The organism is Nocardioides sp., assembly GCF_035429765.1.
In the GTDB taxonomy this organism is placed as follows: Bacteria; Actinomycetota; Actinomycetes; order Propionibacteriales; family Nocardioidaceae; genus Nocardioides.
Genome location: NZ_DAOMFK010000109.1, coordinates 1 through 10,752, shown reverse-complemented (window position 1 = coordinate 10,752; position 10,752 = coordinate 1). Strand labels below are relative to the sequence as shown.

Annotated in this window: 9 protein-coding genes; 3 read left to right on the top strand and 6 right to left on the bottom strand. The window is 74.2% G+C overall.

Annotated features, from left to right (window positions below; all coding sequences use genetic code 11):
* Positions 1-110: 110 nt before the first annotated feature.
* Positions 111-2,255: a 4-alpha-glucanotransferase gene (gene malQ, locus PLP61_RS10970; protein ID WP_324502752.1), complete on the top strand. Its 2,145-nt coding sequence runs from the start codon at positions 111-113 to the stop codon at positions 2,253-2,255.
* 33 nt (positions 2,256-2,288) lie between these two features.
* Positions 2,289-3,554 carry a DUF4032 domain-containing protein gene (locus PLP61_RS10965; protein WP_324502751.1) on the top strand — a complete coding sequence of 422 codons (1,266 nt, stop codon included), beginning with the start codon at positions 2,289-2,291 and terminating at the stop codon, positions 3,552-3,554.
* A 28-nt stretch (positions 3,555-3,582) separates the two neighbouring features.
* Here the strand turns inward: PLP61_RS10965 and PLP61_RS10960 are convergent, their stop codons facing one another.
* The 6 genes from PLP61_RS10960 to PLP61_RS10935 all read right to left on the bottom strand — a co-directional run bounded on the left by PLP61_RS10960 (position 3,583) and on the right by PLP61_RS10935 (position 10,527).
* Positions 3,583-3,750, bottom strand: coding sequence for a hypothetical protein (locus tag PLP61_RS10960; RefSeq protein ID WP_324502750.1), 168 nt, complete (start codon positions 3,748-3,750; stop codon positions 3,583-3,585).
* A gap of 132 nt (positions 3,751-3,882) precedes the next feature.
* The gene (locus PLP61_RS10955; RefSeq protein ID WP_324502749.1) at positions 3,883-5,031 is read right to left on the bottom strand and encodes an acyl-CoA dehydrogenase family protein; all 1,149 of its coding nucleotides are present in this window, start codon (positions 5,029-5,031) and stop codon (positions 3,883-3,885) included.
* Between the two features lie 27 nt (positions 5,032-5,058).
* A complete protein-coding gene (locus tag PLP61_RS10950; protein WP_324502748.1) occupies positions 5,059-6,555 on the bottom strand; it encodes a metallophosphoesterase family protein in 1,497 nt (498 codons plus the stop codon).
* Positions 6,556-6,607: 52 nt separating this feature from the next.
* Complete coding sequence (gene rlmB, locus PLP61_RS10945; protein ID WP_324502747.1) at positions 6,608-7,561, bottom strand: 23S rRNA (guanosine(2251)-2'-O)-methyltransferase RlmB; 954 nt, start codon at positions 7,559-7,561, stop codon at positions 6,608-6,610.
* Positions 7,561-8,961 (bottom strand): cysteine--tRNA ligase, encoded by a 1,401-nt coding sequence (cysS, locus tag PLP61_RS10940; protein ID WP_324502746.1) that lies wholly within the window; start codon positions 8,959-8,961, stop codon positions 7,561-7,563. The genes rlmB and cysS overlap by 1 nt, the downstream gene beginning before the upstream one ends.
* Positions 8,962-8,991: 30 nt before the next feature.
* Positions 8,992-10,527 (bottom strand): molybdopterin-dependent oxidoreductase, encoded by a 1,536-nt coding sequence (locus PLP61_RS10935; protein WP_324502745.1) that lies wholly within the window; start codon positions 10,525-10,527, stop codon positions 8,992-8,994.
* A gap of 31 nt (positions 10,528-10,558) precedes the next feature.
* Here PLP61_RS10935 and PLP61_RS10930 point away from each other — a divergent pair.
* The coding region (locus PLP61_RS10930; protein ID WP_324502744.1) for a 2-C-methyl-D-erythritol 2,4-cyclodiphosphate synthase at positions 10,559-10,752 on the top strand (194 nt) is incomplete at its 3' end.

The following is a 10,752-nucleotide window of genomic DNA, read 5'->3' as shown; positions in this document are numbered from 1 at the left end:
ACCCCCACCCCGGGCAGCACCACCCGCCGCAGCGACGGCTGAGCCGCGACACGCCCGACCGGCGACCGCCCCCGCGCGCCGTCGGCCGGAGGGGACGGGAGACTGGTCCCATGAGCGTCCCGCCCGAGGTCCCCGACCCGCACGCACCGGTGAGCGCCTGGCCGCCCCTGCAGCAGCTGGCCGAGCGTTACGGCGTGTCGACCGAGTACTGGGACTGGCGCGGCGCCCACGTCCCCACGACCGTGGGGACCTGCGTGGCCGTCCTCGCCGCGTTCGGGATCGACGCGACCACCGACGAGGCCGTTCGGACGGCGCTCACCCTCGTCGACGAGGCCCCGTGGCGGCGGATGCTCCCGCCGGTGGTGGTGGCCCGCCCAGGGCTGCCCGCCGACGTGCTCGTCCACGTCTCGCACGGCGCGCCGGTGACGGTCGCGGTGCGCACCGAGCAGGGCGCCACGGCGGTCGCGCACCAGGCCGAGCACAACGTCCCTCCACGCGAGGTGGAGGGGCGGCTGGTCGGTGAGGCCCGGTTCACCCTGCCGAGCGACCTGCCGCTGGGCTACCACACCGTCGAGGCGACCAGCGGCGAGCGGTCGGCCAGCGCGCTGCTGGTGGTGGCCCCCGACCGACTGCCCGGCCCGGAGGGGCCACGGGCGTGGGGGCTGATGACCCAGCTCTACTCGGTGCGTTCCCGCGGGTCGTGGGGGCTCGGGGACTTCACCGACCTCGCGACGCTGGCCCGGGCCGGGGCCGGGCTGGGGGCGGACTTCGTGCTGGTCAACCCGTTGCACGCGCCGGAGCCGGCCCCGCCGGTGCAGAGCTCCCCCTACCTGCCGACCTCGCGCCGCTTCCTCAACCCCGGCTACATCCGGGTCGAGGACGTCCCGGAGGTGGCCGGCCTCTCCGCCGGCGACCGGGCGCACGTGGAGCAGGCGGCCCAGCCGCTGCGCGCGGCCAACACCACCGCGGACCTGCTGGACCGGCAGGCCGCGTGGCAGGCCCGGCTGGACGCGCTGGGACGGGTGTACGACGTGCCGCGGACCCCGCAGCGCCAGGCCGCGTTCGAGGCGTTCCGGCGGGGCGAGGGTGAGCCGCTGGTCCGTTTCGCCACCTGGTGTGCCCTCGCCGAGCACTTCGGCAGCGCCGCGGAGTGGCCGGAGTGGGCGCACGACCAGGACTCCCCCGCGGTCGCCGACCTGGCCGTCCACCTCGCCGAGCGGGTCGACTTCTTCGCCTGGCTGCAGTGGGTCGCCGACGACCAGCTGGCGGCCGCGCAGCGGGCGGCCCGCGACGCCGGCATGCGGATCGGCGTGGTGACCGACCTCGCCGTCGGCGTGCACCCCCGGGGTGCCGACGTGTGGACCCTCGGGCCGGCGCTGGCCCACGGGGTCTGCGTCGGCGCGCCCCCCGACGCCTTCAACCAGATCGGGCAGAACTGGTCGCAGCCGCCGTGGCGTCCCGACGAGCTCGCGGCGTCGGGCTACGCGCCGTACCGTCAGATGCTGCGTACGGCGCTGCGCAACGCCGGCGGGCTGCGCATCGACCACGTCATGGGACTGTTCCGGCTCTGGTGCATCCCCGACGGCCGGCCGGCGAGCGACGGCGCCTACCTCCGCTACGACTACGAGGCGATGGTCTCGATCCTGCTGCTGGAGGCGCACCGGGCCGGGGCGTTCGTGGTCGGGGAGGACCTCGGCGTGGTCGAGCCGTTCGTCCGGCAGTACCTCGCCGAGCGGGGCGTCCTGGGCACCTCGATCCTGTGGTTCGAGGTCGACCACGGCCGGCCCCGACCGCCGGAGACCTACCGCGAGCTCTGCCTGGCCACCGTGACCACCCACGACCTGCCCCCCACCGCCGGCTACCTGGCCTTCTCGCACGTGCTGCTGCGCCAGAGCCTGGGGCTGCTCACCCGGCCGGTGGAGGAGGAGCTCGGGTTCGCCGCGCACGAGCGCGACTCCTTCGTCCGGGTTCTGCAGGAGCGGGGGCTGGTCGGCGAGGACCCCGGCGAGCAGGAGCTGATCGAGGCGCTGCACGTCCTGCTCACCCAGACCCCCTCCCGGCTGCTCGGGGTCACCGTGACCGACCTGGTCGGCGACCGGCGTACCCAGAACCAGCCGGGCACCGACACGGAGTACCCCAACTGGCGGGTCCCCCTCACCGACCACGACGGCGTCCCCGTGCTGCTGGAGGACCTGGCCGCCCACCCCCGCGCGGTGGCCCTGGCCGCCCGGCTGAACGCCGCGCTCGGCCGCTGACCTTCCCGGGGAAGGTTCGCTAGGTTTCTCGTCATGGCACTGCGGATCGCGGCCCACCGGCCCGATCCCATGATCGTCACGCTGCCCTGGGGGAAGGCGCTGGCGGAGTGGGACGAGACCTACCTCCTCGCCCTGCCCCGCGGGCTGTCGCGGCACGTGGTGCGCATCGTGCGCCTGGGCGAGCGGATCTACGCGGTCAAGGAGACCCAGGAGGAGATGGCGCTGCGCGAGTACCGCCTGCTGCGGGACCTGCAGCGGCTCGGGCTGCCGGCGGTCACCCCGCAGGCGGTGGTGACCGGGCGGCGCACCCGCCGCGGCGCCGACCTGCCCCCCGCCCTGATGACCCAGCACCTGCGCTTCTCCCTCCCCTACCGCAGCCTGTTCGCCCACGGGATCACCGCGGACGACGTGCCGTCGCTGGTCGACGCCATGGTGGTGCTGCTCGTCCGGCTGCACCTCGCCGGGTTCTTCTGGGGCGACGTGTCGCTGTCCAACGTGCTGTTCCGCCGCGACGCCGGGGCGTTCACGGCGTACCTCGTCGACGCCGAGACCGGCGAGCTCCGCCCGCACCTGTCGGACCAGATGCGGGAGTACGACGTCACCATCGGCACCGAGAACGTCTTCGCCGAGCTGCTGGACCTGCAGGCCAGCCACGAGGTGTACGCCGGCATGGACCCCGGCGAGGTCGTGGAGCTGCTGGCCGAGCGCTACCGGGCGCTGTGGACCGAGCTCACCAGCGAGGAGCGCTTCTCCACCGACGAGATGTGGCGGATCGAGCAGCGCATCGAGAAGCTCAACGACCTCGGCTTCGACGTCGAGGAGATCGACATCGTCACCGACTTCGACGGGGACGCGGTGAGCGTGCGCCCCCGGGTCGTGGAGCTGGGCCACCACCGTCGCGAGCTGCAGTCGCTGACCGGCCTCACGGTGGAGGACAACCAGGCCCGGCGCCTGCTCAACGACATCGCCTCGTTCACCGTCTCCGGACAGCTGGGCCGCGAGGACCGCGCGGTCGTGGCCAACCGGTGGCTCACCGAGTTCTACGAGCCGGTGATCGCGCTGGTGCCCCCGGAGGCGCGGGGCAAGCTCGAGCCGGCCGAGATCTACCACGAGATCCTGGTGCACCGGTGGTACCTGTCCGAGCAGGCCGGCCATGAGGTCGACATCTTCGACACCGCCCGGGACTACATCGCCGAGGTGCTGGCCCGGAAGCCGGAGGAGGCGGTCACCGCGCCGAGTGAGACCGAGGACGACCTCGCGGTGACGCTGGACGGCGAGGACGACGAGCCCGACGCGTAGTGGGGGACCTGCCCGGTCGGTGCTGTCGTCAGCCACGCCCGGGGAAGTGCGCGCGCCAGGCGTCGCTCGGGACGGCGGGAAGCCCCGGCAGCAGGGACGCGAGCTCGACGAACATCTGCTCGGGGCTGCTGGCAGGAACGCCGCGCACCGTGCGCAGGTCGGGGTCGTGGCACACGTGGCAGCGCAGGCCCTGCACCCGGAGGCCCCCGGCCAGCGTGACAACAGCGCGAACCGAGCACGTGCGCAGTTCAGGCTGCCGATTCGCCCAGAACCACGACCGGAAGTACGCACGTGCGTAGTTCGGGCTGCTCGGCGCGGCGCAGAGCCCTCAGCCCAGCAGGCTGCGGCCGATCACCATCCGCTGGATCTGGTTGGTCCCCTCGAAGATCTGGGTGACCTTGGCGTCGCGGAAGTAGCGCTCGGCCGGGTAGTCCCGCGTGTAGCCGTTGCCGCCGAGCACCTGCACCGCGTCGGTGGTGACCCGCATCGCCGCGTCGGTGGCGGTGAGCTTGGCGACGCTGGCCTGCCGCGAGTAGGGACGCCCGGCGTCCTTGAGCCGTGCCGCGTGGAGGTACGTCGCCCGCGCCCGCTCCACGTCGGCGCCCATGTCCGCGAGCAGGAACTGCATTCCCTGGAAGTCCCCCACCGGACGGCCGAACTGGTGGCGCTCGCGGGCGTGGTCGACGGCGAGCGCGAGCGCCGCCTGGCCGATGCCGGTGCCGACAGCGGCGATCCCGAGCCGACCGGCGTCCAGCGCGCCGAGTGCGATCCGCATGCCCGCACCCTCCTCGCCCAGCCGCTGGTCGGCCGGGATCCGGGCCCCGTCGAAGAGCACCTGGGTGGTGACGTCGCAGTGCAGGCCCATCTTCCTCTCCGGCGCCGAGAAGCCCATCCCCTCGGTGCCGGCGGGGACCAGGAAGGCGGAGAGCCCGCGCTTGGGGTCCTCGCCGGTGCGGGCGAAGAGGATGTAGTAGTCGGCGCAGGAGCCGTTGCTGATCCACTGCTTGGTGCCGGTGACGACGTAGGCGTCGCCGTCGCGCTCGGCACGGGTGCGGATGCCGCTCACGTCCGAGCCCGCCTGCGGCTCGGAGAGACAGTAGGCGCCCACCCAGTCGCCCGACAGCACCTGCGGCAGCCAGCGCTCCCGCTGGGCAGCGGTGGCGAAGCTGTCCACGACGAACGCCGTCAGCGTGTGCACCGAGAGCCCCACCCCGACGCTCGGCCAGGCCGCGGCGATCTCCTCCACGACCTGCAGGTACACCTCGTACGGCTGCCCTCCCCCGCCGTCGGCCTCGGCGAAGGGCAGGCTGAGCAGCCCGGAGCGGCCCAGCAGCCGGTAGGTCTCGGCGGGGTAGCGGCCGGCCTCCTCCGCCTCGGCGACCTGCGGCGCCAGCTCCCGGGCGGCCAGCTCCCGGGTCAGCTCCAGAAGCGCCTCGGCCTCCTCGGTGGGCAGCACGCGCTCGACGTCGACCGGCATGGCTCGATCCTAGGCGTGGCCGCGGGTTCAGTAGACCAGCGGGACCCAGGCGCCCGGCGCGAAGTCACCGTTGGTCTGCAGCACCACCGGCTGCAGCCCGACCGGCCGGCCGTCACGGTAGGTGATCAGGGTGACCTCGGCTGCGCGCCGCGGCTTGCTGCCCACCGCGATCGAGTAGACCGCCCCGCCGGTGGTGCCGTTGGTGTAGGTGTAGCCCACCGCGCCGTTCTCCCCGGTGATCGCGGTGGGTCCGACCTGGACGTGCAGGTGCCCGCCGACCACCAGGTCGACGCAGCCGCGCTCGAGGGCGGGCCGGCCGGTCCGCGGGTCGTGCACGAGCAGGGTGGCCACCCGCTCGTCGGCGTCGCACACCAGGTCGGCCAGGTGGTCGGCGTACTCGTCGAGGGTGAGCACCGGCTGGTCCTGCCAGCTGCCGAGCCCGCTGGAGCGCGGGTCGTCGGCCCCGGCCAGGACCGAGCCGCCGGGCCCCTCGACCACCTCGCCGTCCAGGTGCGTCCACCCGCGCTGCTCGAGGTAGTCGCTCACGAACGTCCCGTGGTCGTGGTTGCCGGACACGGCGTACCGGTCGTAGTCGGAGAACGCCTCGTCGAGGGAGTCCAGGCTGAAGGCCTCCCAGGACTCTCCGGACGAGGTGTCGTCGCCGGCGGAGAAGATCGCGCTCGCACCGGCGGCGTCGCCGACCGCGCGCACCACGGGGTCCATGCCGACGTTGTCGTGCCGGTCGGAGACCAGCAGCACGACCGTCTCGCCGGGCTCGGGCCGGCGCAGGTCGAGCTGCTGCGCGGCAGCCACCGCGGCGGCGTACCAGGCCTTGCTCTGGCGGTAGGTGTTCAGCGCGGTGTCCACCAGCTGGCGGGTCTCGATCGTGGTGATGTCGGCGCGCACCTCGACGTCGTCGAGCTCGCTGGGCAGCGAGCCCACGCCGGCGAAGTCCGCGAGCGGCTGCCACTGCGGCTCCGGCAGGGCCGGGTCGTCGACGTGGTCCCACGGCTGGACCAGGAGTACGACGAGGCCCGCGACCCCCACGAGCGCGAGCGCCCCCCGGCGGGTGGGCACCCCACGGGCCAGCTGACGGCGACGCTCGGCGCCGACCAGCAGCCACAGCCCGACCAGGGCGGTCGCCAGCACGGCACCGCGCAGCGCCGCGGTCCAGGCCATGTCGCGCACCGCGGCCTGGACCCGGGCGATCTGCCCCTCGGGATGGCTGGCGATGAACGCGTAGCGCTGCACCAGCTCCTCGGTGGAGGTGGCCTGGGTCTTGCCGAGCAGCAGGTCGACCCCGACGACCTGCCCGGACGGCAGCCGCAGGTCGGGCAGCACCGGGCCGCTGTGCACGGTGATCGTGCCCGACAGCGTCGGCCGCACCACGGTGTCGTGGCTCGCCAGGACCAGCGTGCGGCTGGAGCCGAGGAAGAGGACGACGGTCAGCAGGCCCGCGAGCGCGAGCCAGACCAGGGCCAGCGCGCTCCCGCGCACGACCCTCCCCCGCGACCGCTCACCCACCCGGTCCACGGTAGCCACGCCCCCTGGCCGACGCGCCGCCGACCGGCGCTGGTCAGCGCCCGCCCCGGTGGCGGGCCTCGGCGACGGCGTACAGCGCGACGCTCGCGGCCACGCCGGCGTTGAGCGACTCCAGCTCGCCGGCCATCGGGATCGAGACCAGCACGTCGCAGGTGTCGGCCACCAGCCGGCCCAGGCCCTTGCCCTCCGAGCCGACCACGAGCACCAGCGGGCCGTCGGCGAGGTCCAGGTCGGGCAGGGCGACAGAGCCCTCGGCGTCCAGCCCGGCGACCATGCAGCCGGCGGCCTGGTAGGCCTTGAGCTGGCGGACCAGGTTCACGGTCTGGGCGACCGGGACCCGGGCCGCGGCACCGGCCGAGGTCTTCCACGCGGCCGCGGTCATCCCGGCCGCCCGCCGTTCGGGGATGAGCACGCCGTGCGCGCCGAACCCGGCGGCCGAGCGGATCACCGCCCCCAGGTTGCGGGGGTCGGTGACCGAGTCCAGCGCGACGATCAGCGCCGGTTCGCCGCCGCCCGCGTCGAGCAGGTCGTCGGGGTGGGCGTACTCGTACGCCGGGATGCGGGCGGCCAGGCCCTGGTGCACCGCGCCCCCGGTCATCCGGTCCAGCTCGCCGCGAGGCACCTCCAGAAGCGAGAGCCCCCGCTCGGCGGCGATCCGGAAGGCCTCCCGCAGCCGGCCGTCCCGCTCGGCCCCCTCCGCGACGTACAGCCCGGTGACGGGGATGCCGGCCCGCAGTGCCTCCACGACCGAGTTGCGTCCGGCCACCCACTCGGCCTCCGAGGTGCGGGTCGTGCGGCGTCGCGGCCGCGCGGCGGCGGCCTTCTCCTGCCTGACCCTGGCCTTGTAGGCCTTGTGGTTGGGACGGTCCTTGGCCTGCGGGGTGGGCCCCTTGCCCTCGAGGCCGCGGCGGACCCGGCCGCCGGAGCCGGCGGTCGGGGCCTTGCTGGACTTGCGGACGGCGCCGCGGCGCTGGGAGTTGCCGGCCATCACAGGCTCCACTGGGGGCCGGTCGGGGTGTCCTCGATCTCGATCCCGGCGGCCTTGATCCGGTCGCGGATCGCGTCGGCGGTGGCGAAGTCCCGGTCCGCCCGGGCCTGGGCCCGCTGCTCGAGCAGCCCGGAGACGAGCACCTCGACGGCGGTGGCCAGCCTGTGCTCCTCCACGCCGCTGTCGTGGCCCCAGGCCGGGTCGGCCGGGTCGAGGCCGAGCACCCCGAGCATCGCCCGCACGTGGCCGGCGACCTGCGCCGCGCCGGCGGCGTCCCCGGCGGCCAGCAGCCGGTTGCCCTCGCGGACCGCGTCGTACATCACCGCGGTGGCAGCAGGCGTCCCCAGGTCGTCGTCCATCGCCGCCACGAAGGCGTCCGGAAGGGGGGCGTCGGCGGGGGCGGCCGGCGCGCGGTCGAGGAAGCCCTCGACCCGACGGAACCCGGCCGCGGCCTCGTCGAGGGCCTCGAAGGAGAACTCGACGTGGGAGCGGTAGTGCGCCGAGACCATGTAGAAGCGCAGCTCGATGCCGCGCACCCGCTTGAGCACCTCCGGGATGAGCAGGGAGTTGCCCAGCGACTTGCTCATCTTCTCCCCGGCCGTGGTGATCCACGCGTTGTGCATCCAGTACGCCGCGAACGGGTCGCCGGCGGCCCGCGACTGCGCCTGCTCGTTCTCGTGGTGGGGGAAGCGCAGGTCCACCCCGCCGCCGTGGATGTCGAAGGCCGCGCCGAGGTACTTGCCGGCCATCGCCGAGCACTCGATGTGCCAGCCCGGCCGGCCGGGGCCGTACGGCGAGGGCCAGGCCGCCGTCTCCGGCTCGACCTCCTTCTTCCAGCCCTTCCACAGCGCGAAGTCGCGTGGGTCGCGCTTGCCGCGCGGGTCGGCGTCCTCCGCCGGCGCCATGTCCTCGACCGCCTGCCGGGTCAGCTCGCCGTAGGACGGCCAGGACCCGACGTCGAAGTAGACGTCCCCGGAGCCGTCCGCGGCCGCGTAGGCGTGCCCCCGGGCGACCAGCCGGCCGATCAGCTCGAGGATCTCGGGGATGTGCCCGGTGGCCGCCGGCTCGTACGTCGGGGGCTGGACGTTGATCGCCGCCAGCGCCCGGTCCAGCTCGCGGTGCATCAGGTAGGCGAGGTTGAACCAGGGCCGGCCCTGCTCGGCCGACTTCGTGAGGATCTTGTCGTCGATGTCGGTGACGTTGCGGATGAAGGTGACGTCGTAGCCGGAGGCGGTCAGCCAGCGGCGCAGCACGTCGAAGTTCACCGCGGAGCGCACGTGCCCCACGTGCGGCTCGGACTGGACCGTCAGGCCGCAGACGTAGACGCCCGCCCGTCCCTCGCGCAGGGGGACGAAGTCGCGCACCTCGCGCGCCGCGGTGTCGTAGAGCCGGAGAGTCACCGGGCAAGTCTAGGGGCGCGGTCGCCTGCCTCAGGCATCCTCGGCGGTGAAGTCGACGCTGTGCCAGCCGGTGGCGCCGTCGGGCAGCACGTCCTGCTCGACGCCGGTCTGCACGCTGCGGGTCTTGTCGACGGCACGCACCCGCAGCTGGTGGTCGCCGGGCTCGACGTACACCAGGACCGCCCACTGCACCCAGGTGTCGTTGGTGGGCACGTACCCGACCTCGGCCGACTGCCACGCGCCGCCGTCCAGGGACACCTCCACGTCCTCGATCCCGGTGAACTGCGCCCAGGCCACCCCGCCGACCCGCAGCGGGCCGGAGGCGACGCGGGCTCCGTCCTTCGGTACGTCGATGCGCGAGGAGATCTTCACCGGCGCCTCCTCCGCCCAGCCCCGGCTGGTCCAGTACGCCGAGATCGTGTCGAACCGGGTCACCTCCAGGTCCACCACCCACTTGCAGGCCGAGACGTAGCCGTAGAGCCCCGGGACGATCGTGCGCACCGGGAAGCCGTGCTCCAGCGGCAGCGGCTCGCCGTTCATCGCGACCGCCAGCAGGGCGTTGCGGGCGTCGAGGAGCGCGGCCAGCGGCGTCCCGCACGTCCAGCCGTCGCTCGAGGTCTGCAGCACGGCGTCGGCGCCGTCGTGCACCCCGGCCTCGACCAGCAGGTCCTTGACCCGCACCCCGCTCCACCAGGCGTTGCCGATCAGGTCTCCGCCCACCGCGTTGGACACGCAGTTCAGCGTGATCCAGGCCTCGGTGAGCTGCCGGTCGAGCAGGTCCTGGAAGGACAGCACCAGCTCCCGGTCGACCATGCCGTGGAGCCGCAGCGACCAGTCGGCCGGGTCGATGGCCGGGATCGCGATCGCGGTGTGGACCTGGTAGAAGTCCGCCGACTCGGTCATCCACGGGGTGACGCCGCGCAGCCCGATCCGGGCCGTGCGGGGTACCGCCGGCTTGGTGACGCCGTCCAGGTGCAGCAGCTCGCGCGCCTGCTCGACCGCGCGCCGCCCGTGGCTGAGCCACCGCCCGGCTAGCAGGAACCCGGCCGAGACCAGCCCGAGCGCGCCCACGCGCACCAGGAACCCGCGGCGGGAGGGTCCGACGGCCTCGGTGACTGCCTCGACCGGCGGGTCCGGGCGGCTGAGCACGGCGCTGACCCAGGGCAGTGCCACCAGCCAGGTGGCCAGGCCCACCAGCACCGGCACCAGCTGGGAGCCGGTGAAGTCCTTCGGCACCACCGCGGCCAGCCCGCCCACCACTCCGAGGACCACGAAGACCAGCTGCCCGGCCCACAGGTGGCGTCGGGCCAGCAGCCCGGCCACCGCGAAGGTCGCCGTGACACCGACGATGATGCAGCCCAGCAGGAAGGGCTTGTCCAGGTGCCCCAGCGCGCGGATCCCGCGCTCGGCCACGTTCCCCGGGAGGATCCGCACGATCGCCTCGGCGACCGCGACCACCGGGGACTGCCGCACCCCCAGGACCAGGGCGACCGCGTGGCTGGTCGCCAGGCCGGTCAGGCCGACGGCGAGGCCGCCCAGGATCCACGGAGTGCGGGACGAGGTCACCGGTCGATTGTGACTCAGGCATGATCGGGGTGTGAACGACCGGACCGGTACGCCGCGCGTGGGCCTCGGCGTCGACGTGCACGGGCTCGAGCCCGGGCGGCCGATGTTCCTGGCCGGCCTGGCCTGGCCCGACGAGCCCGCCGGCCTGGCCGGGCACTCCGACGGGGACGTGGCGGCCCACGCGGCGTGCGACGCGCTGCTCTCGGCCGCCGGGCTCGGCGACCT

Bases quoted from the DNA above. Each gene is read 5' to 3' on its own strand.
- malQ (WP_324502752.1), top strand. From the start codon at position 111: ATGAGCGTCCCGCCCGAGGTCCCCGACCCGCACGCACCGGTGAGCGCC.
- PLP61_RS10965 (WP_324502751.1), top strand. From the start codon at position 2,289: ATGGCACTGCGGATCGCGGCCCACCGGCCCGATCCCATGATCGTCACG.
- PLP61_RS10955 (WP_324502749.1), bottom strand. From the start codon at position 5,031: ATGCCGGTCGACGTCGAGCGCGTGCTGCCCACCGAGGAGGCCGAGGCG.
- rlmB (WP_324502747.1), bottom strand. From the start codon at position 7,561: ATGGCCGGCAACTCCCAGCGCCGCGGCGCCGTCCGCAAGTCCAGCAAG.